21 protein-coding genes and 1 riboswitch are annotated in these 25,818 nt (G+C 60.9%); of the genes, 13 read left to right on the forward strand and 8 right to left on the reverse strand.

Annotated elements, in window-relative coordinates:
* Positions 1-92: 92 nt before the first annotated feature.
* Together GOB85_RS06140 and GOB85_RS06145 are read right to left on the reverse strand one after the other, a co-directional pair.
* A complete protein-coding gene (locus tag GOB85_RS06140; protein WP_173576760.1) occupies positions 93-1,100 on the reverse strand; it encodes a hypothetical protein in 1,008 nt (335 codons plus the stop codon).
* Positions 1,101-1,374: 274 nt separating this feature from the next.
* Entirely contained in the window at positions 1,375-3,273 is a 1,899-nt protein-coding gene (locus GOB85_RS06145; RefSeq protein ID WP_173576759.1) for an ATP-binding cassette domain-containing protein, read from the reverse strand.
* Between the two features lie 199 nt (positions 3,274-3,472).
* On the opposite strand from GOB85_RS06145, the gene ndk reads away from it, so the two are divergent.
* The 4 genes from ndk (at position 3,473) to GOB85_RS06165 (ending at position 8,818) form a co-directional block, all read left to right on the forward strand.
* Positions 3,473-3,895 (forward strand): nucleoside-diphosphate kinase, encoded by a 423-nt coding sequence (gene ndk / locus GOB85_RS06150; protein WP_173576758.1) that lies wholly within the window; start codon positions 3,473-3,475, stop codon positions 3,893-3,895.
* Positions 3,896-4,157: 262 nt separating this feature from the next.
* Positions 4,158-5,687: a flippase gene (locus GOB85_RS06155; protein ID WP_173576757.1), complete on the forward strand. Its 1,530-nt coding sequence runs from the start codon at positions 4,158-4,160 to the stop codon at positions 5,685-5,687.
* A gap of 287 nt (positions 5,688-5,974) precedes the next feature.
* Positions 5,975-6,053: riboswitch (Fluoride riboswitch) on the forward strand.
* A gap of 37 nt (positions 6,054-6,090) precedes the next feature.
* On the forward strand, positions 6,091-7,419 hold the full coding sequence (locus GOB85_RS06160; protein WP_173576756.1) for a voltage-gated chloride channel family protein: 1,329 nt from the start codon (positions 6,091-6,093) through the stop codon (positions 7,417-7,419).
* Between the two features lie 424 nt (positions 7,420-7,843).
* Complete coding sequence (locus GOB85_RS06165; RefSeq protein ID WP_173576755.1) at positions 7,844-8,818, forward strand: hypothetical protein; 975 nt, start codon at positions 7,844-7,846, stop codon at positions 8,816-8,818.
* A gap of 82 nt (positions 8,819-8,900) precedes the next feature.
* Here GOB85_RS06165 and GOB85_RS06170 read toward each other — a convergent pair whose 3' ends face one another.
* Positions 8,901-9,215, reverse strand: a complete 315-nt coding sequence (locus GOB85_RS06170; protein ID WP_173576754.1) for an antibiotic biosynthesis monooxygenase family protein — start codon at positions 9,213-9,215, stop codon at positions 8,901-8,903.
* Positions 9,216-9,265: 50 nt separating this feature from the next.
* Between GOB85_RS06170 and GOB85_RS19190 the strand changes: the two genes are divergently transcribed.
* A complete protein-coding gene (locus tag GOB85_RS19190; RefSeq protein ID WP_408737043.1) occupies positions 9,266-9,784 on the forward strand; it encodes a TonB-dependent receptor domain-containing protein in 519 nt (172 codons plus the stop codon).
* A 161-nt stretch (positions 9,785-9,945) separates the two neighbouring features.
* Here the strand turns inward: GOB85_RS19190 and GOB85_RS06180 are convergent, their stop codons facing one another.
* From GOB85_RS06180 to GOB85_RS06195, 4 genes are all read right to left on the reverse strand, one after another.
* Positions 9,946-11,571, reverse strand: a complete 1,626-nt coding sequence (locus GOB85_RS06180; RefSeq protein WP_173576753.1) for an NAD-dependent malic enzyme — start codon at positions 11,569-11,571, stop codon at positions 9,946-9,948.
* A gap of 187 nt (positions 11,572-11,758) precedes the next feature.
* Positions 11,759-12,535 carry an RNA methyltransferase gene (locus GOB85_RS06185; RefSeq protein WP_173576752.1) on the reverse strand — a complete coding sequence of 259 codons (777 nt, stop codon included), beginning with the start codon at positions 12,533-12,535 and terminating at the stop codon, positions 11,759-11,761.
* On the reverse strand, positions 12,532-13,896 hold the full coding sequence (gene cysS / locus GOB85_RS06190) for a cysteine--tRNA ligase (protein WP_173576751.1): 1,365 nt from the start codon (positions 13,894-13,896) through the stop codon (positions 12,532-12,534). The genes GOB85_RS06185 and cysS overlap by 4 nt, the downstream gene beginning before the upstream one ends.
* Positions 13,897-14,114: 218 nt before the next feature.
* Entirely contained in the window at positions 14,115-14,522 is a 408-nt protein-coding gene (locus GOB85_RS06195; RefSeq protein ID WP_173576750.1) for a hypothetical protein, read from the reverse strand.
* 241 nt (positions 14,523-14,763) lie between these two features.
* Between GOB85_RS06195 and alkB the strand changes: the two genes are divergently transcribed.
* From alkB to GOB85_RS06215, 4 genes are all read left to right on the forward strand, one after another.
* Positions 14,764-15,441: a DNA oxidative demethylase AlkB gene (alkB, locus tag GOB85_RS06200; protein WP_173576749.1), complete on the forward strand. Its 678-nt coding sequence runs from the start codon at positions 14,764-14,766 to the stop codon at positions 15,439-15,441.
* 215 nt (positions 15,442-15,656) lie between these two features.
* Entirely contained in the window at positions 15,657-17,081 is a 1,425-nt protein-coding gene (locus GOB85_RS06205) for a class II 3-deoxy-7-phosphoheptulonate synthase (RefSeq protein WP_173576748.1), read from the forward strand.
* 122 nt (positions 17,082-17,203) lie between these two features.
* Positions 17,204-18,454, forward strand: coding sequence for a nicotinate phosphoribosyltransferase (locus GOB85_RS06210; protein WP_194298694.1), 1,251 nt, complete (start codon positions 17,204-17,206; stop codon positions 18,452-18,454).
* A 122-nt stretch (positions 18,455-18,576) separates the two neighbouring features.
* Positions 18,577-19,026: a hypothetical protein gene (locus GOB85_RS06215; RefSeq protein ID WP_173576778.1), complete on the forward strand. Its 450-nt coding sequence runs from the start codon at positions 18,577-18,579 to the stop codon at positions 19,024-19,026.
* Positions 19,027-19,090: 64 nt separating this feature from the next.
* On the opposite strand, the gene GOB85_RS06220 is transcribed toward GOB85_RS06215, so the two are convergent.
* Positions 19,091-19,753, reverse strand: a complete 663-nt coding sequence (locus tag GOB85_RS06220; protein ID WP_242011320.1) for a TetR/AcrR family transcriptional regulator — start codon at positions 19,751-19,753, stop codon at positions 19,091-19,093.
* A 270-nt stretch (positions 19,754-20,023) separates the two neighbouring features.
* Here GOB85_RS06220 and GOB85_RS06225 point away from each other — a divergent pair, with 270 nt between their 5' ends.
* Genes GOB85_RS06225 through GOB85_RS06240 form a run of 4 tightly spaced genes read left to right on the forward strand, consistent with a single transcriptional unit; the run spans position 20,024 to position 25,807 of the window.
* Complete coding sequence (locus GOB85_RS06225) at positions 20,024-22,267, forward strand: 3-hydroxyacyl-CoA dehydrogenase/enoyl-CoA hydratase family protein (protein ID WP_173576747.1); 2,244 nt, start codon at positions 20,024-20,026, stop codon at positions 22,265-22,267.
* Positions 22,268-22,298: 31 nt separating this feature from the next.
* Positions 22,299-24,056 carry an acyl-CoA dehydrogenase gene (locus tag GOB85_RS06230; RefSeq protein ID WP_173576746.1) on the forward strand — a complete coding sequence of 586 codons (1,758 nt, stop codon included), beginning with the start codon at positions 22,299-22,301 and terminating at the stop codon, positions 24,054-24,056.
* A 31-nt stretch (positions 24,057-24,087) separates the two neighbouring features.
* Positions 24,088-24,837, forward strand: coding sequence for an electron transfer flavoprotein subunit beta/FixA family protein (locus tag GOB85_RS06235; RefSeq protein ID WP_173576745.1), 750 nt, complete (start codon positions 24,088-24,090; stop codon positions 24,835-24,837).
* Between the two features lie 34 nt (positions 24,838-24,871).
* Positions 24,872-25,807 (forward strand): electron transfer flavoprotein subunit alpha/FixB family protein, encoded by a 936-nt coding sequence (locus tag GOB85_RS06240; RefSeq protein WP_173576744.1) that lies wholly within the window; start codon positions 24,872-24,874, stop codon positions 25,805-25,807.
* The last annotated feature ends 11 nt before the right edge of the window (positions 25,808-25,818 follow it).

Consider the following 25,818-nt stretch of genomic DNA (forward strand, 5'->3'; position numbering starts at 1 on the left):
GATACTGCGCTCGGGTGATTTCAGTCCAGGCCATCTTGATCTCATCAGGTTATCGCAAACCCATGAATCATAACCCGCTGAAATCACTCAACTCATTTTCGGTCAGACACTAAACCTGCTGCCTGCCACGCACGCTGAACCAGCCATCCGTCACGCGCACAGAAATAAATATGTGTCAGCCCCATTGTCCTGGCGCGCGCTGCAATCCAGCGCACGTAGCTTCCCGCCACAATGGCTCCCCATGATGCGCCAAGACGTGCCATTGTCCTGTCCGGTGGCTGAACCGTGCAGTCAGGGTGTCCGGCCCCGGGGGCTGCTGACAGCATCGTGGCCCGCAACAGGCGGGAGAACGGCAGAATGTCTGGTGTAAGCGGGCCGCCACGACGATGATCTGAACGGGCGCGTTCAAAAATCAGTACCTCAAAACCGGCTTCGAGGGCCTTAACGCCGTCGCTCCATTCATTGTCGCCAATGTGAAGAACGCGGGAATTCTGTCCCGTGACTGTTCGCACAACAGGCCACTGCGTGCCATCCGATTTGACGCAGCCGGTTTCACAGGACACCAGAAGATCCGGGACGGCATAGCCCACACGTTCGAGCAGATCGCGGATAACACATTCAGGAAGATACATATCGGAAACGAACAGAACGCGAATACCACGTTTTATGCAGATCCGGACAGCCGCTTTAATCTCCGGCACCGCGAAACAGACATCCCGTTCCGCCTCAAATTCCGTATCCGCAAGGACCTGTCGAAACGAACAAAAACAGCGATTTTCGGACAGCAGAACGTCCAGAATTTCATCAAATCCGATTTCTCTCCGACCGCAGGCGCCGGCTTTGTGCCGCGCCGTTTTTTCAGCGTCCTCACGTTTCACCGCATAACCGGCGAACATCGCTCCATGCGCGTCCGTAAGGCGCTTTTCGATCAGAGCAAATACATCAACCGGCGTATCAAGCGTGCGGGTCAGAGCTGTATCGAAAACGTCGAAAGTGACGACTTCTATGCTGTCCAGGCGGGCCTCAAATTCTGACAGCCATTTCCTGTCAAGCGACCAGTCCTTAAGGATGTCAGACTGTTTTGTATCCACAATTTCCATAATACAGAACCGTTATACCTTCGCCCGGACTGTTCCGCACAGAAACCTGCCCGTACAATATCGGTCAGACCCGATATATCGGCCAGAACAACAGGTCCTGATCAGAATCTCTTCCGAAACTAAGTAGAGCCTCTGCATAATCCGGTAAATCGTATTTGCATAATTTTAGCGATTCCGACCAGGCGCAGGACTTATTATCCGGACGATAAAACGGAGCTTGCAGCCATCGGAACAACAGGTGGAAAAGACAGTACATCCTGATTCCGATCGTGCCTCATTCGCCACCACTGGCCTCTTCCAGTTCCGCCAGCGCCGCGAACCAGTCGGCTTCGGCCTTTTCCTCATCCCGACGAAGCCCCGCCAGCTTCGTCGTCAGCCGCGTCACTTCATCGGCACCGCCGTCTACATACAGTCCCGGATCAGCCAGCTTCGCTTCCAGTGTGGCACAGTCCACACCCAGCTTCGTCACCCGCGTTTCCGCATCCTTCACCCGCTTGCGCAGCGGCGCCAGAGCCTTACGGGCCTGAGCCCGCTCCCGCCGATCCTCTTTGCGCCCGGCAGACGTGCCCTCAACCTGTTTCCCGCTCGCAGCCCGTGTCGCAGCCCGCGACTGTTCAATCAGCCAGACCCGATACTCCGCCATATCGCCGTCAAACGGCGTGACTTTCTGATCTCCGACCAGCCACAACCGGTCAGCTACCATCTCCACCAGATGCGGATCGTGACTGATCAGCAGCACAGCCCCCTGAAACTCCGACAGCGCCCGCACCAGCGCATCCTTCGCATCCAGGTCAAGATGGTTGGTCGGCTCATCAAGGATCAGCAACTGCGGCGCATCCCGCGTCGCCAGCGCCAGCAGGAGCCGTGCCTTCTCACCGCCCGAAAGCTGCGACACCTGCGTCTCGGCCTTCGACGCGTTCAGCCCGAATCGCGCCAGCTGTGATCGCACTTCCGTCGGCGCCGCTTTCGGCAATGCCCGCGCCATGTGCTGAATCGGCGTCTCGTCCATCACAAGCTCTTCCGCCTGATGCTGGGCAAAATAGCCAACCTTCAGTCGCGTACTGCGTGCGATCGTCCCGGACATCGGCTCCAGCCGCCCCGCGACCAGTTTCGCAAAGGTCGATTTACCGTTGCCATTCGCGCCCAGCAGAGCAATCCGGTCTTCCATATCCAGCCGAAGCGACAGGTCGGACAGAATCACCCGGTCGCCATATCCCGCCGTCACATGCTCCATCGTCAGCATCGGCGGCGGCAGTTCCTGCGGCTCCGGAAACGAGAACTGTGTCGGCGTATCTTCCACGACGCTCTCGATCACAGGCAGCTTCTCCAGCGCCTTGATCCGCGCCTGGGCCTGCCGCGCCTTGGTCGCCTGCGCCCGGAAGCGATCCACAAACGACTGCATATGCGCCCGCCGCGCCGCGATCTTCTCCGCCGCCCTGGCCTGCTGCAACGCCTGCTCGGTGCGGATACGGATAAATTCCTCATATCCGCCCGGCGTCAGCGACAGCTTGCCCTTGTCCAGATGTGCGATCGCATCCACGCAGGAATCGAGCAGTCCCCGATCATGGCTGACAATCAGCGCCGCACCCGAAAACCGCGATAACCATCCCTCAAGCCAGAGCGTCGCTTCAAGATCGAGATGGTTCGTCGGTTCATCGAGCAGCAACAGATCGGGTTCAAGAAACAGCGCCGTCGCCAGTGCCACACGCATCCGCCAGCCGCCGGAAAAGTCCGATACCGGCCGAAGCTGCGCCGCCGCATCAAACCCCAGACCCGCCAGAATACTGCCCGCCCGCGCCGGCGCGCTGTCTGCGTCGATCGCTCCGAGCCGCTCGTGAATTTCCGCGATCCGCTGAGGATCAGTCGCCGTTTCAGCTTCAGTCAGCAACGTGGCCCGTTCCAGATCACCCGCCAGAACCGTGTCAATCAGCGATGTCGGCCCGGACGGCGCCTCCTGCTTCACCCGTCCCATCCGCGCCCGCGAAGACAGCCGGATGTCACCACCATCCGGCTGAATGTCGCCGGCAATGGCGCCAAGCAGCGTTGATTTCCCCGCACCATTGCGGCCAACCAGCCCCACCTTCCGCCCTGGCTCGATCGAAAGGCTTGCCTGGTCCAGCAGCGTCCGGCCGGCAATGCGAAGGGTCAGGTCGGTAATGCCAAGAAGGCTCACGAAAGTCTCACTACAGCTCGTCTCGAACAGGGTGCGCGGAACCGAAACCGGGCCAGCGCCGCCCCGCAATAGCACCCGCTTGCGTAAAGCCCTACCCGTCGCGACAATAATGCTCTAGATGATCGCTGCCCGCGGGCCGTTATGGCCCGCGATCCGTTCCGGCCTGTCCGGACAGATAACGATAGTGAGGAGCCGACCAATGGCTGTTGAACGCACACTCTCCATCATCAAGCCGGACGCAACACGCCGCAACCTGACCGGCAAGATCAACGCCGTATTCGAAGACAGCGGCCTGCGCATCGTCGCCCAGAAGCGCGCGCAGCTCAGCCCCGCCCAGGCGGGCGCGTTCTACGCCGTGCACATGGAGCGTCCGTTCTATGGCGATCTCGTCTCCTTCATGACCTCCGGCCCGGTTGTCATCCAGGTCCTCGAAGGCGAAGGTGCCGTCGCGAAGAACCGCGAAGTCATGGGCGCCACCGACCCGAAAAAGGCTGACGCCGGCACCATCCGCGCCCAGTTCGCCGAGAGCATCGAAGCCAATTCCGTGCACGGTTCCGACAGCGCCGAGAATGCCGCAAACGAGATTCGCTTCTTCTTCGCCGAGACGGAAATCCTTCCGTAAGAAGCGGAACAGCAAGGGGCAGGGAGGTGGTCCGATACCGTCTTCCCGCATCCCCTGGTCAGGACCGGGTCGGTCTCTTTGCCGTCCGGTCACCTCTGGCAAGTCCATGCCACTGACTTTCTCAGTTGGCTTTTACCTGGTCCGGGTGAAAGCCATGTGGGAAAGAACGACTGACGGGGCCCTGTTGTTATGAACATAACCGGCTTCCGTTGCGTCTGAGTCTGCTCCGGATGCAACCATCGCCAGCAGGATCCGAACGTATATGACGTCTCCCGCGCCCGGCGCCGTCAAACCTCACCACATCCTCTCCAATACCGGCTGGAATATCCTTGGACGGGTCGCCCCCGTTCTCGTGGCCCTTCTGGTAACCCCGAAGCTGATCCATCTGATGGGCCTGTCCCGCTGGGGCATCTTCACCATCGCTCTCAGCCTCGTCGGCTCTTTCGGCATTTTCGATCTCGGACTTGGTCGCGCCCTGACCCGTGCCATCGCCGATCGCGTCACCAATGATTCCGACAGGGATTCCGTCGCCGACCTCTCCCTGACAGGCACCATCGTGCTCGGTGTCATCGGGATCATCGGCGGCATCCTGGCCGCCATTGCCGTGCAGATCTGGGTGCATAACGGCCTGAAGGTTCCCCCTGAACTGGAATGGGAAACCAAACTTTCTCTCTGGGTGCTCTGCGCGACCGCTCCGTTCGTCATGGTCAACGCCGCCATGTGGGGAATCATGTCCGCCTACCAGGCGTTCCGCACAGTCAATCTCATGAGCATCCCGATCTCGATCATGTACTATCTCGGGCCGCTCCTCGTTCTGCTGTTCTGGAACAGTCTTGTCGGCGTCATGCTCTCGCTTGCCGCATGTCGCCTGTGGATGACCGTGGCCTATCTGCGGGTCTGCCTGAACCTGATGCCCAATCTGAAAACCGCGAACTTCCGGCTGCACCTGCTCAGGCCGCTGCTTCGCATCGGCGGCTGGATGACCGTCTCCAACCTCGCCTTTCCCATTCTGATGTATTTTGATCGCTTCGTGATCGCCAGCGTCGTCTCGGTTGCTGCCACCAGCTTCTATACAACGCCGCTTGATGTCGTCAGCCGCTTCTCCATCCTCACCAACGCCGTCGCCGGCTCAGCCTATCCCGCTTTCGCGGCTTCCTGGCGAAACGACATTCCCGCCACAGTCGAACTCTTCCGCACCAGCATGCTCACCATGAGCGCCCTCATGTTCCCGGTCTGCTTCGGAACAGCCCTCTTCAGTCATACGTTCCTGACTCTCTGGATCGATCCGGTCTTCGCCGCGAACAGCACCCTGATCATGAAGCTGCTCTGCCTTGGTGTTTTTGCCTCGGCCATCGACACGATCAGTGCCGGATTTCTCGATGCCATCGGTCGCCCCGATACAAGCGCCAAACTCTCCATCGGTGAACTCTTTGTCTACCTGCCGCTACTTTTCCTGTGCGTAAAAGCCTTCGGTATCGTCGGAGCCGCCGTAGCCTGGGCTCTGCGCGGTTTTATCGATGTGCACATCCGCATGCTCATCTGCATGACTCTCTATAAACCTCTGCGCACCGGTATCGTTCGTACCTTTCCCATCGTTGCCGCAGCCTTCGCAAGCCTGGGTCTGGCTCTCATCGACATACCCGTGCAACCCGCTCTGCTGGTCGCAATCGTCATTCCACCGCTTTATTATGCTCTGCTCTGGTTCGGCTGCCTGAACACTCATGAACGCATCGCCTTCAAAACCATTCTCGGCAAACTGACCGCCAGACTGTCGCGGTCGCACCATGCCTGATCAGGATATGGTCTGTTTCCGGTCGTTCACATCAGCCGACAAAACGACCGCTCACATCCTGGCTTTCGGAAGACTCTGTTCGCGTTACGTACTGAAGGTTTTTTAAGAATTAGCGAAAGACAGGACTCTGCCCGGGCGCTCAAAAACACACGCCGGTCACGCCCATCAGGAGCACTCTCGCTCAGCAGTGAGGCTTTTGAAACAGCCTCTTAACACGAACAGAGCCTTCCAGGAGGGCAGGGGAACCCTGTCCGGTTGACAGCGCCCCGCCCTTTCGCCTGTAGTGCAGATCATACGGCAATGGATTCTGCCGGACCCGGACCGGGTCAAACCGCTCTCACCGGAGCTGATGATTCCTGACACAATCGCTTCGCAGGAAGCATGATGCCAGGAGTCCGATTCAATGCCCGCATGGCAGCGCTCTCTTCAGAACACCGCGCACATTACATTCACCGCAACCCGCTGGGCCATCATCCTCGTTCCCATGGCCATCTGTGCAGGCTCCCTTGTGGCCCTGTTCCTGTGGCTCCTAGAGGTCGTCACGAGCGGCCGGTTCGCTCATCCCGCCATTCTCTATGGCCTCCCGTGCGCCGGCATGGCTGTCGCCGCCCTCTATCAGCGCATCGGCAGCCGCTCGGAAGGCGGTAATAATCTTATTATCGACCAGATCCATGAGCCCGGCGGCGGCGTGCCACTCAGAATGGCCCCCCTCGTCCTGTTCGGTACTGTCATCAGCCATCTCTTTGGCGCCTCCGTCGGGCGAGAAGGTACCGCCGTGCAAATCGGCGGCAGCCTCGCCAGCGGCTTCGCACAGCTTTTCCGCCTCGATACCCGCAGCACCGGCCTTCTGCTTACTGCTGGCATCGCAGCAGGCTTCGGAGCCGTCTTCGGAACGCCCGTCGCAGGTGCCATCTTCGCTCTCGAAGTCCTCACACTCGGTCGCCTCGATTACGCCGCCCTGCTTCCCGTCGCCGTCGCGTCCATCGTCGCGGACTGGACCTGTCATGCCTGGGGCATCCATCACACGGCTTACCATGTTGGTTTTCGCGGTATCCCGGCCGCGGACGGCTCGGTGTTTCACGTCAATGCCCTGCTTCTCTGCAAAACAGGTGTGGCCGCCATCGCTTTCGGCTTCGCTGCACGCTCCTTCGCTGAAAGCGTCCACCGTCTCGGCGCCGTTTTCCGCCAGATCTGCCCGCAGCCCTGGCTCCGCCCCGCCATCGGCGGCACCCTGACCATTCTGCTCGTGTGGATCACCGGCACCCATGAGTATCTCGGCCTCGGCGTCACAAACCCGGATCCCGCAGCCGCCTCGATCGTAAGCTTCTTTGGCAGCACCCATTATCCATGGAGCTGGGCTCTGAAGCTTATCTTCACCGTCATCGTTCTTGCCTGCGGCTACAAAGGTGGCGAAGTCACCCCGCTCTTCTTCATCGGCGCAGGTCTCGGCAACGCCCTGGCCCCGATCCTGCATGTCCCCGCTGACCTGCTTGCCGGAGTCGGCTTCGTCGCTGTCTTCGCCGGAGCTGCCAACACGCCGCTTGCCTGCACCTTCATGGCCGTCGAGCTCTTCGGCGCCACAGACGTGGTCTACTATGCCGCCGGCTGCTTCATCGCCTACCTCACGTCCGGTCACACCGGCATTTATCTCGCTCAGCGGGTTGGCACGCCCAAAATGTTCCTTCCCGACCTGAAAACCGGAATCAGTCTTCGACAACTGCCGGGAAAATAAGACAGGTCCGGAATCCGTCTTTCCCAAAAGTGCTTTTCTGACAGCCTGTCCGGGCGAAGGCCGTCATTTCTCCACAGATAACCGGACCCGGAGGCTGCTTCAAAAGGGTCTGTTGTCGTTACGTGTTGATCTGTGATTTTTCAAAGGGTTAGCAAACGACTGGGCTCTGCCCGGACCCGGAAGGGGTCGCGGACCCCTTCACCGCGATCTGTTTAATTAAAATGGTTTCCAAAGGTCTGTGACCTTTGGTGGGTTCCAGGGCAAAGCCTTGGGAAGGAGCCAGCACGTAACGCGAACAGAGTCTTTGAAACAGCCTCTCAGCGATCTGCCTTTTTTTATGATGTCATGCTGATCTTATTTGCGATCAACTCTCATTTGCAATAAGAAGGACGTCTGGGCCTATCCTGCAGGAGCAGCATCAGCCATGAGTACCTCAACTGATTTTACTTCCGAATGGCATCTCGAACGGTCCCGCCCGGAAGATATTCTCGCCTATGCGGACCCGTTTCTTCCGTTTGTCGGGCAGATCAATAAACTCATCGCACGGTTCCAGTGTGTGCATTTTCTGTGCGAGCACGGAAAGCCCTGTCAGCGACTGGTTACCCTTCGGAATGCACTCGCTTTTCACGTCGTGAAAATGTCACGCTGGTGGAATTTTGATTTCTGCTCAAAAGGTGTTCTTGAAATTCGCCCGACAGTGTTTCTGGACTATGTGAAGTCTCATCTGGAACAGTCGATTGAAGACGAAACGCTCTATGACGTGTTCACAATGCAGCGCCACATGCGGACAGGTGATCGTGATCATGTCGTGATCCTCGGCCGCAGCGGGACGTCAGAATCCGGCCCGTTACTTTATGGAGTGGACGGGCACCGCCAGTTTCGCTTCGCGTACATGACCGGGCAGGGGAATGCCGTCTGGCACGATTCCGCCTCATCTGATTTCGCAGGCATGTGGCTCGCCGCACGTCGCGAAAGAGCGCGGATCGCGAATGACGCCGGGGCAGAAAAGGATTTTCACCTTGCTCAGGCGGAACACAGACAGGCCAGCGTCTGGCATCAGCGTTATTTCCATGCTGCCTGCGAACAGAGCACAGTACAGAGATACACTGAAGCCTGCGCACAACTTGGCAGACACCAGAGTGCATTCGGGCGCATTGAAAGTGAATCGATCATCAACTGTCTGGCATTCCGGATTGTCCGGCTCGCCGTCCATTCACATCGTCCTGTGACAGAACTTCTGAACGGACAAGGCGAGACCCGTATGGACAACGTGGCCGCCACTGTCGTGGAACGCCGCGCCCGCACACATGTCTTTACCTGCGGAGATGAAACACGCATCGCGGCATTAACCGCGATTGTGGACCATCTGGACAATTACCGCCCCCGACGGTGCTGCTGACAAAGTGTCACAGCACCGCCGTCAGCCAGTCAGCAAACCGCCGGTCAGAATCTGACCGGCGGACACAGCCTCACCGTGCTGTTCAGGCAGAGACGTTCTGAAGCACCTCAAATCCCTCGAAAACAGGCGGTCCCGCCGTCAGTGCTCTTCCTTCTCCGGCATTCGCATGCGCAGCCCGAAACTGTTCGGACTGAGTCCAGCCCTGAAACGCTTCAAACGACTCCCAGACCGTGTGAGAGGCATAAAGCGTGAAGTCTTCGTGCTTCGGACCCTTCAGAAACTGAAAGGAAACGAACCCGGGAACGGTTTTCAGCAGAACGTCCCGGTCCAGCCACCTGCGGCGGAATGCGTCCTCATTGTCCGGATGCACCCGGAAGCGATTCATCGCGATATACATTGTTGTTATTCCTTCGCTCTGTTTTCACATTTTTCCGCTACGGGAAGATCGTGCGGAATCACGAACGGACGACCCGTGCCGGCGTGATGTCCGGCATGGGACGGAACGAGTGGTTTCACCTCACTCCGGGTTTCCGCTTTGACTTCTATAGGCGCGATCCGCAAGCCACACCCGGCTACGCCGCCAGCGCTGCCTGGATGGGCCAGTCCGCCGCGTCCTCCGGTTCGCATTTTTCTCCAAAGGTGCTGGCGGAAGCGCGCGTAGCCCGTGACCTCGTGCTTTACGGCCAGTATTCACAGGCTTTCCGTGCACCATCAGTCACGGAACTGTACCTGACATACGGTGGTAACGGCAGCTATGTCAGCGTCGGCAACCCGAACCTCAAACCGGAAACAAGTCGTGGGTGGGAAGTCGGTGCGAAATACGGCACCTTGGAAAGAGGAGCGAACATCTCTTTCTATGATAATTACTATCGAAACTTCATAGACAGTGTCACCGCCTCAACAGAGGCCGCCGGTATCGGAGGATATTATCCGATGGCCGCGATACAGACGAAAAAGTGCATCTGAATTCCGTGGCGCCATTTCGTGGCATCATCGGGTTCGGATATAAACGGATAAACCGGGGGACCAGCCTGTCCGGCACGTTTGCCACTGCGCGCGACAAAGTGCAGATCCCGACATCGGATATGAATAAAACGCCCGGTCCCGTATCATAAAGACGCGGCCCGTCAATAGTCCGGATCGTAAGTCAGTGTCTCAATCCACGCCCGGATATCGTCCGGTCGCTCAACGCCCGCCATTCCACGATCGAAGATAAACTCCGCAAGCCGCACCGCCGATGTCACCGCCACCTCGATAATCTGCGTCTGCGGCGGAAACAGCCGCCCACGCTCAAGCGAGACCGTGTCCACCTGATCCGCCAGCGCATGCGCCGATTCAATGATCAGCTCATCCGTGATAATCTTCAGATGCGTCGCGTAATTCGCCAGACCCAGCGCCGGGAAAATGTAAAAATTGTTCGCCTGTCCCGGATAGAATGTCCGGCCGTCCATCTCCACATTCGGAAACTGCTGGCCACCGGCAAACAGCGCCCGCCCGCCAGACCACTGATACGCCTGCTCCGCCGTGCATTCCGCATTGGTCAGCGGCAGAGACAGCGAGAAGATGATCGGCCGCTCATTCAGCCGTGCCATCTCTCCGACAATCTCCTGCGTAAACGCGCCGCCCGCTGTCGAAACACCAATCAGCACCGATGCGTTCACTCGCCGGATCGTCTTCAGCAGATCCTTCGTCGGCTCAGCCGGATGCGCAAACCGCTTCTGCTCTTCAGAAAGATCCGTTCGTGATGGCTCGATCAGCCCGTTGACGTCCAGAAGCGTGATCCGCGCGCAGGCTTCTTCCTCACTCAGCCCTTCGGCTTTCATGGCCGTGACGAGAAGATCCGAAATGCCCAGCCCGGAAGATCCCGCGCCCAGAAACACGAAGCGCTGTTCGGAAAGTTTCTCTTCCTTCGCTTTCAGCGCCGTGATCAGCCCCGCCAGCGTCACCGCCGCCGTGCCCTGAATATCATCGTTGTAGCACAATACCCGATCGCGATATTTCGCAAGATAACGCAGCGCGTCCGTGCCTTTCCAGTCCTCGAAATGCAGACAGCAGCCCGGAAAAACCTCCTGAACCGCCTCAACAAACTCCTCGACAAAAATGTCAAGCTCTTCAACCGACGGCGGCTCGCGGCGCAGTCCGAGATAAAGCGGGTCCGCCCGCAGCGCAGCATTCGTCGTGCCAATATCAAGCTGAATCGGAAGCAGCGAGCGGGGAGGGACCGAACCGCAGACCGTATAAAGCTGTAGCTTGCCGATCGGGATGCCCATCCCGTTCACTCCGATGTCACCAAGCCCGAGAATACGCCCGCCCGTGGTCACGCAGATCGTCCGGACCTCCTTGTCCGGCCAGTTGCGCAGCACCTCCGCAATCCGCCCCTTCATTTCCAGCGTGATGTACATCCCGCGTGGCCGGCGATACAGATGGCTGAACAGCTTGCACGCCTTGGCCAGCGTCGGCGCATAAATGATCGGAACGAACTTCGCGGGATCGGAACGCAGAACCTTATAGAAAAGCGTCTCGTTCCGATCGACCAGAGAGTTCAGATAAATATAACGCTCCAGATCATCCGGCTTGGCCTCAAGATGCCGGAACGTCCGCTCGATCTGCCGCTCGATCGTCTCAACACGCGGCGGCAGCAGCCCTTCCAGCCCGAGAGCCTTGCGCTCTTCCCCGGAATAAGCCGTGCCATGATTGAGCTCGGCATCGTTCAGCAGCGCCATTCCGCGCAATGAAGGTTTCTGCGAAGACATCTGTAGCGCACTCCTGGTTCTTCCCGTCAGACAACGCCGAAGGGTGCCATGTGGTTGGACAACAGAACTCTTGTACGCCCGTTTGATCGCCGTGCGAACCCGTATCGGTCCATCATATTTTCAAACAACATAAGCGCTATTCAGAAATAAACGGTAGCGGCCATGCCCGGCAGCGGCGCCCGTCTCCTCAGCCCTGCCGGATCTTCCGGCCATGAGACAGCTCCGTCACCACCCCGTGCAATGTCCGGAGCTCCTGCTCCGTCACCTCGCCGCGCGTGAAAAAATGTCGCAGATTCCGCACCATACCCGGCTTCTTCTGCTCGTTCCGAAGAAAGCCACACGCGTCAAGATCAGCAATCAGATGGCGCATGAAGTTCTCAAGCTCGCCCTTCGTCGCCACATGCGTCTCATTGGTCATCAGCTCGCGGGGAGGCGTGTCGTCTTCCGTCAGCCACCACTCATAAGCCATCACCATCACAGCCTGAGCCAGATTCAGCGACATGAACCCCGGATTCAGCGGATAGCGGATCAGCCCGTCCGCCTGCGCCATATCCTCGTTGTCCAGCCCGGTCCGCTCCGGACCAAACAGCAGCCCCACGCGCAGCCCCCGCCGTGTCGCCGCCCGCAACTCGGCGGCCCCGCCGCGCGCGGTCAGAACCGTCTTGATAATATGCCGTGGCCGGGGGCAGGTCGCATAAACATGATGCAGATCCGCCACCGCCTCATCCACGGTGTCAAACACCTCCACAGCCTCCAGAATCCGATCCGCCCCGGAGGCCGTGCGCCAGGCTCGCTCCAGCGGCCACCCGTCACGCGGCGCAACCAGACGCATGTGAAACAGCCCGCCATTGGCCATCGCCCGCGCCGTCGTGCCGATATTCTCCGCCATCTGCGGGCGCACGAGAATCACAACCGGACTGTTCCCGATCGGCTCCAGCGGCGCTCCGCCTTCCTTGCCGGTCACGCCCGCCTCCAGGTCGTGCCACCCGCGCCGTCTTCCAGCACAACACCCTGGTCTGTCAGCTGCGCCCTGATCTCATCCGCCCGGGCAAAATCCTTCGCTTTCCGCGCCGCAAGCCGCTCGGCAATCAGCGCCGCAATCTCCGCTTCTCCAGGCCCGCCCGCATCCGCGCCGCCACGGAACCAGACCTCCGGTTCCTGTGTCAGCAGCCCGATCATCCCGCCCGCAACCTTCAGATCCGCCGCCGCCTCACGATCACCCGCCAGCGCCGCCGTCGCCAGCACATGCATCTCCGCAATCGCTTTCGGCGTGTTCAGATCGTCACACAGCGCCTCAAGGAACGCCTGCGGCACCCCCCGTCCCGATACATCGACAGCCCCCGCCGTCTCCAGCGCCCGGTAAAACCGGTCCAGCGTCCGTCGCGATTCTTCAAGCCCGGCCCAGGTGAAATTCAGAACCGACCGATATTGCGCGCTCATCAGCAACAGCCGCAGCGCCTCCACCGGTCCCTTATCCAGCACATCGGACAGCGTGTAGAAATTGCCAAGCGATTTCGACATTTTCTCGCCTTCGACGAGAAGCATCGCATTATGCAGCCAGTAATTCGCAAACTTTCCACCCGGAAAGCAGCACAGGCTCTGTGCCCGCTCATTCTCATGATGCGGAAACAGCAGATCCGATCCGCCACCATGAATGTCGAAACTCTCGCCCAGATAACGATGCGCCATCGCCGAGCATTCAATGTGCCACCCCGGACGTCCGCGACCCCAGGGCGAGACCCAGCCCGGCATCTCCGGCGTGGAAGGCTTCCACAACACAAAGTCGCCCGGATCGCGCTTGTAAGGTGCGACTTCCACTCGCGCTCCGGCCACCAGTTCGTCCGGATCACGCCCCGAAAGCGCGCCATAAGACGCAAAAGACGCCACGGAAAAGAGCACGTGCCCCTCCGCCTCATAAGCATGGCCCTGCTTAATCAGCCGGGCGATCATCGCCTGCATCTCGCCGATATTATGCGTGGCCCGTGGCTCAATATCCGGCGGCGTCATGTTCATCGCAGCCAGACCAGCATGAAATTCCGCCGTCGTCCGCGCTGTCAGGCTGCCAATGTCCTCGCCGTTCGCCGCCGCGCGGGCTGTAATCTTGTCATCGACATCGGTGATGTTCCGCACAAACGTCACGCGCGGATAAAGCCGTCGTAGCAGACGGATCAGAATATCCGCTGTCAGCATCGCCCGCAGATTGCCGATATGCGGAACATCATAGACGGTCGGACCGCAATAATAGACGCGCACATGCTCCGGATCGAGCGGCACAAACGGAACGGTCGTCCGCCGCTGGCTGTCATGGAGCTGAAACTGGCTCATCGTATGCGGTTCTCTATGTCTTCAGGATGGCAACACGGCTCTCGCCCGCGGCCCGGGATCACGACACACAACACCAGACATTCCCCTGACCGAAACCAGAAGCCTGTCCCCACAGTTCGCCCGGAAACCGCGCCAGAGTGGATGCCCCGCCGGACGCCGGAACGCAACACCCCCGACCAGGGAAGTTCAGCGGCGCCGAAATCCTTAACGCCGCATGATCAGCGCGGCGCCACCCAGCCATTTCCCGTCGAATCACCCAGCGAACCGGTCCCTGTCGGTCCCGAATCCTGATAGGATGACCCAAAGCGCGACAGGTTGGCTCCTGTCACGGAATCCCGGGTTACATGCTCCTGATGCTCCGGGTCAGGGCCATGATCGATGTCCATGGACGGCGCGTCCTGATATCCGGGCGGCAATGAACGGTGTCCGCGAACCCGCAGATGCTCGTGCTGATGAGACTGAACGCCCCCCGCTGCTCCGCCATCCTGCCGGGTCGGGTCGCCATTCGTCATTTCGGCCCCGGCCAGCGGGTCGCTCGGAGCAGCACACGCAACCCCGACCAGCGGGCCAGCCGACAAAGCGACGGCCAGAACGGCAACAGTGCTGAAACGGGAGAAAGCAACCATCAGAACCACTCTCTGAATAAAAGACGCCCCGGGAAAAGAGCGAAGGACAGCCTGCAGCAGTGACTGAAAACCAGGCTGTTGTTTCAATTCCGGACAGTTTCGCACACCGGTCACAGAAAAAACAGGGCATTAAATCCCGCTATGCCGGTGTCACCCGTTCCGCGCGGGGCAGCTTTTCACATGCCGCATCCACCCCCATATGATCCCAACCGTCACACAATGAAAGGGAAGGGGGCGCATCATGACAGCCGATCTGTTCGATCTCCCGCAGGCCCGCCCGGCGCCGCAGACATCCACACAACCCGTCCCCCTCGCCGAAGGCGCCGTTCTCTTTCCCGGCCTGGCGCTGCCCGACGCACCCGCTCTGATCCGCGCTATCCATGATCTCGCCCGCATCGTGCCGTTCCGACGCATGGAAACACCGGGCGGTCGTCAGATGTCCGTCGCCATGACAGCCTGCGGCGAATCTGGCTGGTGCTCAGATCGAAACGGCTACCGCTACACCACCCACTCGCCCGTAACAGGTGCCCCCTGGCCACCGCTCCCGGATGCCTTTGTCGCCATCTCACGCCGCGCCACAGCCGCCGCCGGTTTCCCGAAGCCGCCTCTCCAGTCCTGCCTCATTAACTGTTACGAACCCGGCGCCCGGCTCTCCCTGCATCAGGATCGCGACGAAAACGCCCCGCATATGCCCATCGTCTCGCTCTCACTCGGCGTTGCCGCGACTTTCCTCTGGGGCGGTCTGCGCCGCTCCGACCCCGTCCGCCGTCTGCGCCTCGCTCACGGTGACGTCGTCGTCTGGGGCGGCCCGTCCCGCTTCGTCTTTCACGGCATCGCCCCGCTGTCCCGTTCATCCCATCCGGAGACGGGCGAGAACCGGTTCAACATTACATTCCGTCAGATTGCGCCAGAGGAATAAGGAGCACGTCCCGCCGACTCAAAAGCACCTCTGTCGCAACGCAGAAATCCGCCATCCGCGCCGGTCCGTCGCACTTTTTGCATTCCCCGTGGAACTCCGGCATAAAAACCGCCCCGCGCCGCCGGAAACCGGCTGCGCCAGGGATGTTATTCCTCTCTATCTGACACGAAACTCCGCGCCCGCGACGGCGCGCCGCAAGGACGAAAGAAACGACAATGAGTGTCACGCTCAGCCAGACCTCCGCATCCCGGGCCGCCGCAAAGGCAGTCAACTGGTCGCCGGAGTCATGGCGCTCGTTTCCCATCAGGCAGGTGCCGACCTATCCTGACGAAGATGCGCTGACCGCCGTCGAAGCCCGCCTGCATCGTTATCCGCCCCTGGTTTTCGCCGGTGAAGCCCGTCGCCTGCGCAACCATCTCGCGCAGGCCTCCGCCGGTCGCGCCTTCGTGCTCCAGGGCGGTGCCTGCGCGGAAAGCTTCTCCGAATTCTCGGCCGACTTCGTGCGCGACACTTTTCGCGTTCTGCTCCAGATGGCCGTCGTCCTGACCTTCGGCGCCAAAGTGCCGGTCGTGAAAATCGGTCGCATGGCCGGCCAGTTCGCCAAGCCGCGCTCCTCGGACACGGAAACGAAAGACGGTGTCAGCCTCCCGTCCTATCGCGGCGACATCATCAACGGCCCGGACTTCACCTCCGCCGACCGCGTGCCGGACCCGGTGCGCATGGAAACCGGCTACTTCCAGTCCGCCGGCATCCTCAATCTGCTCCGTGCCTTCTCACGCGGCGGTTACGCTAACCTGCACCAGGTCCATCGCTGGAATCTCGGCTTCGTCGAACGCTCCCCGCTGGCCGAGCGTTACCGTGTGCTCGCCGAAAAAATCGATGAAACCCTGTCCTTCATGGGCGCCTGCGGCATCAACGCCGAATGTGCGCCGCAGATCGATGAAACCGAGTTCTACACCTCGCACGAAGCCCTGCTCCTGCCCTACGAGCAGGCGCTGACCCGCATCGATTCCACCTCCGGCGAATGGTATGACTGCTCAGCCCACTTCCTGTGGATCGGTGATCGCACCCGTCAGCCTGATGGCGCCCATGTCGAATTCCTGCGCGGCGTCCGCAACCCGATCGGCATCAAGGTCGGGCCGACCACGCAGATCGAAGACCTCGAACGCCTGCTCGAAATCCTCAACCCGACCGACGAAGCCGGCCGCATCACACTCATCTCGCGCATGGGCTCGGAGAAAATCCGCGACCAGTTGCCAGCGCTGGTGCGTGCGGTGAAAGGCACCGGCCGCACAGTCACCTGGGTCAGCGACCCGATGCACGGCAACACAATCTCGACCTCGCACATGATCAAGACCCGTTCCTTCGAGGCGATCCTGAACGAAGTGCAGGGCTTCTTCGACGTGCTGACCAACGAAGGAGTGCCACCAGGCGGCGTCCATATCGAGATGACCGGCCAGAACGTGACCGAATGTGTTGGCGGCGCGCACGATCTCACCGAAGACGATCTCGGTGCCCGTTACCAGACGTTCTGTGACCCGCGTCTGAACGCGGAGCAGTCGCTCGAACTCGCCTTCCGCATGGCCGAGGAACTCTCAACCCGCGTCCGCGCTGTCCCGTCGGCAACGTTCCGACTCTGATCTGCCCGTCACGATCTGTTGCGCTGGCACCGTCCGGTCCCGGACTTGCCAGCCTGACACCTCCTGCGGCGTAATGACACCGGCTGTCACAACAGGCGTGACACAGAAAAGGACGGAAAAAAATGTCCAGATCCGGCGAGACAGGTCCGTCCACAGTCCCGGCTGAAACCCGGACGGGAGAAGCCTCCCCCGGCGTCGCCACCGCCGCCACTGTCGCCCCCATCACCGACGCCGACATCACGGCCCGTACCGACAGTTATTTCAATCGCACCCGGGCCATTGTCAGCCGTTTCGGTGACTGTGTCGTCACCTACGCCGTGTTCATCCGCCGCCCGGTGCTCTCCGCCACGGCCATCCTCGAACTCTGGCTGAAAAACATCTCCCGCGAACGCGGCATCGAAATCATCGTTGAAACCACCCACGCCGAAGGCGAATGGGTGGGCGCCGGAGAGCCGCTGCTCTACATCACCGGCTTCTTTTCGCACCTCGCCGACCTCGAAACCCTGGTCCTGCAAAAACTCGGTCCCCCCTGTGTCGCCGCCCACCGCGCCTACCAGATGGCGCTCTCCCTGCCCAAAGCGCAGTTCCTCGCCATGGAAGCCCGCCACTGCGCCGGTTACGAAATGCAGGAACTGATGGCCTACGGTGCCTCCGTCGGCAGCCGTGCCGCGCAGAAACAGGGCGCCGTCGGCTTCATCGGCGGTGCGAACGATGCCACCGCCGCCTTCTTCGGCCAGACCCACGGCTTCGGTACCATGCCTCACGCCCTGATCGGTTATGCCGGCTCCACCCTCCGTGCCGCCGAAATGTTTCACGAAACCTATCCGGAGACCGATCTCGTCGTCCTGGTTGATTACTACGGCAAGGAAATCACCGACGCGCTCTCCGTCTGCCGACGCTTCCCCGAACTCGCCGCCGCCGGCAGGGTCGCGGTCCGGCTCGACACCCATGGCGGTCGTTTTCTCGAAGGCCTGGACCCGCAGGAATCCTACGCCGTGGTGGATCGCCATGTCCCCGAAGCCATCCGCCGCTACCGCTCCGAAAGCGAACTCCGCAACCTCATCGGAACCGGCGTCTCCGCAGCAGCCATCTGGCGGATGCGCGAAGCCCTGGATGAAGCCGGGTTTGACAAAGTTCGCATCGTCGTCTCTTCCGGCTTCGGCGTCACCAAATGCGCCTGTATGGCCGACGCCAACGCCCCGATCGACGTCGTGGGTACCGGCTCCTTCATTCCGAAGCTCTGGAACGAGACCTACGCCACCGCCGATATCGTGACCTATGATGGCGTGGAAAGCGTGAAAATCGGCCGCGAATTCCTGCTCCCGTCCTTCCGCCGCGCCGAGGCCGCCAGACGGCGGCCCCAACACTCCTGAACAGTAAAACAACCAGAGCCCGAACGCTGGCGCCAGCCCGCGAGAGCCGGCGACAAACTTCCTGTCATGGCATAAATCCGGAGACCAGAAACATGCCCCCGATCGAAGACGATTTCGACGCAATGGACGACTCCGCCACCGAAGCCCCGGAAGGGAACACCGGATGGACAGTCCGTATCCTCGACCTGTCTGGCGGCGCGGAAGATAACATCGTCGAGGATATCCGTAATTTTCTGGACATCGCCCACGCCAATGCCTTCGCCCGCGCCTATGTCCGCGACAGCATCGAAATCTGCCGGTCCGCCAGCACCACGCCGCGCGACACGCTGAACGCCTGGTTCGCGTACGGTGAAAATGCGGAAGTGCTCGATGCCGGCGAGGAAGGCTGGAAATCGTCCACCGAACTCAACGAGTTCGTCGAACGCCCCGCGACCCCCATGGAACGTGACTGGCGCGCTCTGGACCCCCGCCAGCTTATCGATCCCGACGAACTGCCAGGTGCCGGACTGCCAGAAGACGGGTTGCCAGAAGATGAACTGTCGGAAGGCGGGACGGATGAAGATGACGTATGAAGCATCGCGCCCGGAGCCTCGCTGTTCCACGCCCTGATCGGAAAGATCATGGACTATCCGGCACTCACCCCGCCTCATGCCGGAAAATTCCCACAATCTGAGCCGCAATTTCCGGCCGGGTCAGCCTCCCTTCGCGATACCACTCATCCGCCGTATTCAGCAGCCGCAGCAACAGAATGCGATAGATGGTCCGGTCAATCGCGGAGGGGAGGGGCAGCGCTGCAATAATATCGCGAAAAATCCTTTCAAATTCATCGCGTTTTCTGATCAGAGCGTCTTTGACCTCATCAGGAACCGACCGGAAATTGTTCATGATCGGCAACGTCAGCGATTCAGGATTGAGCTGTATCTCCAGCATCTCCACACAGGCCGCCTCCAGCCGCTCCCAGGGTGACCGGCACCCGGCAATCACCGCCCGGACCCGCGCCGCCGCCGCATCCAGCGCCTTGTCATGAATCTCGACAAATAAAGCCTCTTTCGAGGTGATATGATAATAAAGCGATCCCGCCTTCATCCCGGCCCGCTCAGCAATGTCGCGGATCGACGTCGCCCTGTATCCGCGCTCCGCAAACAGCGTCGCTGCAATTTCAAGAATTTCATCCCGCCGCTCCACAACAGAAGCCTCGCCGCTTCCGGCCGCCCGCGTGTCAGATTTCGGCTGACCGGACGAAGCCGCCCGGCCACGGTGAACAGCACCCTCTGACATCGTCGGTCCATCCTGTGTCATGGCAATCTCTCCGGCACTGTAACGAGTCAGCCGCCTTGCAACCAGTCGGTGTCCCGGCAGCAGGAATGCGTGTCTTCCAAGGATGACAGATCGTTCAATCACCTGTGATCGAAGTGCCTGCATTTTCCACTCGACAACACGAACGAACTACCCCCAGATCAAATCTAACAAGTGTTTGATAGATAAGCGAGGGGAATCGCCGGATGCAGACCATGACCGCACAAACAGACGCCTCTCAGCACGCAACCCGGTAACAGGGCAGACAAAACAATGCCTTCATCCACAACAACCATCCGGAAATGCGCCGTCATCGGCGCCGGCACCATGGGCTCCGGCATCGCAGCCCATCTGGCCAATGCCGGCGCCGATGTCCTGCTCCTGGACATCGACCCGGCCCTCGCCGCCGCCGGCGTGGAGCGACAGCTCAAAGCAGGCGGTTTCATGCTGCCCGAATTCGCCGCCCGCATTCGCACAGGCAGCATCCGCACCGACCTCGCCCTGCTGTCAGACCGCGACTGGATCGTCGAAGCCGTCGCTGAGCGTCTCGATATCAAGCGCACCCTGTTCGCTGATATAGCGACCGTAAGGAAACCCGGCTGCATCGTCTCGTCCAACACCTCGACCATCCCGCTCGCTGATCTCGTGCAGGAGATGGACCCGGCAATGGCCGGCTGCATGCTCGTCACCCACTTCTTCAACCCACCCCGCCAGATGCGCCTGCTGGAAATGGTCGCCGGACCTCGTACCCACCCGGACGCCATCGCCCGCATCAGTTCTTTCCTCACCATAGCTCTTGGAAAAACCATCGTCCCCTGCAAGGACACGCCAGGTTTCATCGCCAATCGCATCGGCTGCTTCTGGCTCGCGGCCGGCCTCGGTGAGGCCCTTCGCCTCGGCATCGACATCGAGGCCGCGGACGCCGTCATGGGGAAACCCTTCGGCCTACCCCGTACCGGAATTTTCGGTCTCTACGACCTCATCGGCATCGACCTTATGCCCGGCCTGATCCGCTCACTTCAGGATAATCTGCCCGAAACCGACGCCATCCACGCTTATGCCGCCGAGCCTCCGCTGGTTTCGACACTGCTTGAACGCGGGCTGAAAGGACGGAAATCCGGCGCCGGATTCTACCGCGTCAGCAAAGACCGCCACACCCGCGACGTCATCTGCCTCCGCACCGGCGATTACCGCGAACAAAAACCCGCTCCGACACTCCCCGCCGACGTCAGCATGCTTCTGAACTCTGACAGCATCGAAGGGCAATACGCCTGGGCCGTCATGTCCCGCACTCTGGCCTACGCTGCCGCTCTCGTGCCGGATATTGCCGACCGTCCCGACCTCGTGGATGAGGCCATGCGCCTCGGCTACGCCTGGACCTCCGGCCCGTTCGAGCTCATCGACCGCCTGGGCGGCGCCTGGTTCGCGGAGCATCTTGCCAGTGACAACCAGCCTGTTCCACCCCTTCTCCGCACCGCCAGCTCCGGCTTCTACCGCGTCACCGACGGCACCCGCGAAGTCTTCGCGCCGCCCGGCCACTTCACCCTCATCCCGCAACCGGCTGGCGTCATCACGCTTCCCGGTCTGCGCCTTACCCGGACACCCGTCTGGTCCGATAAGGCCGCTACCTTGTGGGATATCGGCGAAGGCGTCGGCCTGCTCGAATTTCACACCAAACTCAATGTGTTTACCGGCCCGCTGCTCGACGCCGTGCAGACCGCCCTCGCTCTTACTCCCACGCATTTCCGCGCGCTCGTCATCGCTAATGATGGCCCCGTCTTCAGCGCAGGCGCCGATCTGAAAGCCATGCTCGCCCTCTCGGAGGCTGGCAACAGAGAGGATCTCAGAGAATTCCTCCTTGACGGACAACATGTTTTCTCATCCATCGCCCGCGCTCCGTTCCCCGTCATCGGCGCCGCCAGTGCCCTCGCCGTCGGCGGCGGATGCGAAATCCTGCTACACACGCACAGAATGGCACTCCATGCCGAAGCAAGGATCGGACTGGTCGAATCCCAGGTCGGCCTGCTCCCGGGCTGGGCCGGTATCGCACAATGGCTGCTCCGTCATAAGGAAGCCGGTCTCTCCCCGACAGACGCCGCAACCGCCGTGCTCCGTGGCGTCCTCAAAGGTGCTACCGCCTCCTGCGCCTTCGCCGCCCGTGCCGAACATCTCCTGCGCCCCTCTGACGGTATCGTCATGAATGCCGACCGCCTCATCGCCGATGCCCGTATGCTGGCCCTCGCCACCGAACCGCACCGATCCGACGATACCACCTTCTTCCTTCCGTCACGTGACGTTCTCGAAACCACTCTCGAAGACCTGGCCCCGGCGATTACGCCCCATGACCGCACCATCGGCAACGCCCTGGCCGACATCCTCTCCGGCACGGGACATCCCGTCAGCGCCAGCGACCTCACCGATCGCGTCACACGGCACTTCCTCGACCTCGCTCTCAGCGAACCGAGCCGCGACCGCATGCGCCAGATGATCGCCACCGGGAAACCTCTCCGGAACTGAATCCCCGTTCTCAAAAGAAGGAGACAGAACCATGCCGTCTTACAAAGCTCCCGTCGATGAGATGATGTTTCTTCTCCGGGACGTTCTCGATGTCCGCTCCGTCTTCGCCGACATGCCCGAACAGGCCGACACGGATGAAGACACCATTCAGAGCGTGCTGGAGGAAGCAGGACGCTTCTGCTCGGACATCCTCTATCCCCTGAACATGACAGGGGATGTCGAAGGTTGCCGCCTCGAAAACGGCGCCGTCATCACCCCGAAAGGGTTCGCCGCCGCCTATCATGCCTTCTCCGAAGCCGGCTGGGGTGGCCTGTCAGCCTCTCCCGACTACGGCGGTCAGGGCCTGCCCCGCACCATCCAGATCCTCGTCGACGAAATGCTCTCCGCCTCCAACCTTTCCTTCGGCCTCTTTCCAGGTCTGACCCGTGGCGCCGTCGAGACAATCGAAGCCCACGCCACAGACAATCTGAAGACGCTTTACCTGCCAAAGATGATCGCAGGCACCTGGACCGGTGCCATGGCACTGACAGAAAGCAATGCCGGCTCAGATCTGGGTCTCCTGAAAACCACAGCGAAACCCCGCGACGACGGGTCATACACCATCACCGGAACAAAGATCTTCATCTCGTCCGGCGATCACGACATGGCCGAAAACGTGATCCACCTCGTGCTGGCCCGCCTGCCGGACGCCCCCGCCGGCACAAAGGGAATCAGCCTGTTCCTCTGCCCCAAATTCCTCGTCAGAGGAGACGGAAAACCGGGTGTCCATAACAATATTTCCGTCGGCGCCCTCGAACACAAAATGGGCATCCACGCCCAGCCTACCTGCGTCATGAACTATGACGGCAGTCAGGGCTGGCTCATCGGAACCCCGCATCGCGGTCTCGCCGCCATGTTCACCATGATGAACGCCGAACGCCTTTTCGTCGGTGTCCAGGGCCTTGGCGTGGCAGACGCATCATACCAGACAGCAGCAACCTACGCCCTCGAACGGCTCCAGGGCCGCGCCCCGAACAGCAACACGACAAGCCCCATCATCGCACACCCCGATGTCCGCCGCATGCTCCTGTCCATGCGGGCCTTCATCGAAGCAGGCCGCGCCCTGACCCTCTTCACAGCCCTTGAAATGGACAAGGAAAAATTCCACCCCGATCCGGCCATGCGCCACGCCGCCGCAGGTCTCGTCGCTCTCCTGACCCCCGTCATCAAAGCCGCCCTGACCGATTTCGGCTTCGAAGCCACCGTGCAGGGCCAGCAGGTCCTCGGCGGCCACGGTTATATCCGTGAATGGGGCCAGGAACAGTACGTCCGCGATGCCCGCATCGCCATGATCTACGAAGGTACCAACGGCATCCAGGCCCAGGACCTCGTGCTTCGTAAACTCACACTCGATGACGGCCAGCCCGTCGCCCATCTGTTCGGCCTGATTCGAAAAACCCTCAACACAGCTGAGCCTGTCCCGGAACTGGCTTCGATCCGTCATGCCGTGCAAAATGCCTTCACGCACCTCGAAACCGTTACAAAACGCCTGACAGACGGAGACCTCTCCTCCACCGAAGAGCGCAATGCCGCCGCCGTCGATTACCTCCGTCTCTTCGCGCTCACCTGCTTCGGCTGGCTCTGGCTGAAAATGACCCTGGCCACCCGTGACAACAGCGACCAGGCAATCCGCAAGCTGGCAACAGCACAGTTCTTTGCCGACCGCATCCTTCCCCAGACCGCCTCACTTGCCAGCCAGATCGGCACCGGCAGCGCCGCTATCATGGCGCTCCCCGCCGAACTGTTCTGAATCAGGCAGAATAAATCGAGAGAAAATAATAATGAAAACGATCCTCGTTCCTGTGAAAATGGTGCTCGACGCCAATGTCCGCCCCCGCGTCCGCGCCGACGAAACCGGGGTCGATCTTTCCGGTATGCGCCTGTCCATCAACCCGTTCTGCGAAATCGCCGTCGAGGAAGCCGTCCGCCTGAAAGAAGCCGGCCAGGCGGAAGAGATCGTCGTCGTCTCCATAGGCCCCGCTAAAGCTCAGGATACTTTGCGCCAGGCCCTGGCCATGGGTGCTGACCGCGCGCTCCTCATTGAAACCGCGGACTCCCCGGAGCCCCTCGCGATCGCGAAACTTCTTCGTGCGGTCGTCGAACAGGAAAAACCCGACCTCGTCATTCTCGGCAAACAGGCCGTCGATGACGACTGCAATCAGACCGGCCAGATGCTCGCCTCGCTCCTCGACTGGCCACAGGCCACCTTCGCCTCAGCCATCAGCGTGGAAGGCGACCGCCTGCGCGTCACCCGCGAAGTCGATGCCGGCCTGCAAATCCTCTCAGTCCCGCTGCCCGCCATCGTCACCACCGATCTCCGCCTCAACGAACCGCGTCACTGCGCGCTCCCCAACATCATGAAAGCCCGCAAAAAGCCTCTCACCGTCAGCAACCCCGCCGACTACGGCGTCGATACCGCCCGCCGCCTTACCGTCATCGCCGTCCGCCCACCCGCAACCCGCAAAGCCGGAATCCGCGTGTCCACCGCCGCCGAACTCGTCAGCGACCTCCGCCAGACCGGCGTCCTCTGACACCACCCCGACCGATCCTCCGCAGGAGCCCTTCATGACCGTTCTTCTTCTGGCCGATCACGACCATCACACCCTCAGCGAAGCCACCGCCCGCGCCCTCACCGCCGCGAAACAGACCGGCAACGACATCCATATTCTCGTCACCGGCAGCGGTGTCAGCGCCATTGCCGAAGCCGCCGCGACACTGGAGGGTATCAGCACTGTCCTGGTCGCTGACGATCCTGCTCTGGCCGCCAATCTCGCCGAACCACTCGCCGCCACCATCCTCTCACTGGCCGGTCAGTACGACACCATCGCCGCAGCCGCCACATCCGTCGGCAAGGATGTCCTTCCCCGCGTCGCCGCCCGCCTCGATGTCATGCAGATCTCCGACGTCATCCGCGTCATCACTCCCGACACCTTCGAGCGGCCGATCTATGCCGGAAACGCAATCGAAACTGTGAAAACCGCTGATCCGGTCAGAGTTCTCACCATCCGCACATCTGCCTTCAACCCCGCGCCCGCAGGCGAGGGCATGGCGGAAATCAAAACCATCGCAGTGCCACAAAACACCTGGCGCACCCGGTTCGAGGAAGAAACCGTCACAAAGAGCGACCGTCCCGAACTCGCCTCCGCCAAAATCGTCATCTCCGGTGGCCGCGCCCTCGGTTCCGCCGACCGCTTCCGTGACGTGCTCGGCCCGCTCGCTGAACGTCTCCATGCCGCCATCGGAGCCTCCCGCGCCGCCGTCGATGCCGGATACGCCCCGAACGACCTCCAGGTCGGCCAGACCGGCAAGGTCGTGGCGCCGGATCTCTACATCGCACTCGGTATCTCCGGCGCCATCCAGCACCTCGCCGGTATGAAGGATTCGAAAATCATCGTCGCCATCAACAAAGACGCCGATGCCCCGATCTTTCAGGTCGCGGATTACGGCCTCGTCGGCGATCTGTTTGAAGTCGTCCCGGAACTCGAAAAAGCCCTTGGCTGAGCCATCGCGAA

Source organism: Acetobacter fallax (assembly GCF_011516735.1).
GTDB lineage: Bacteria > Pseudomonadota > Alphaproteobacteria > Acetobacterales > Acetobacteraceae > Acetobacter > Acetobacter fallax.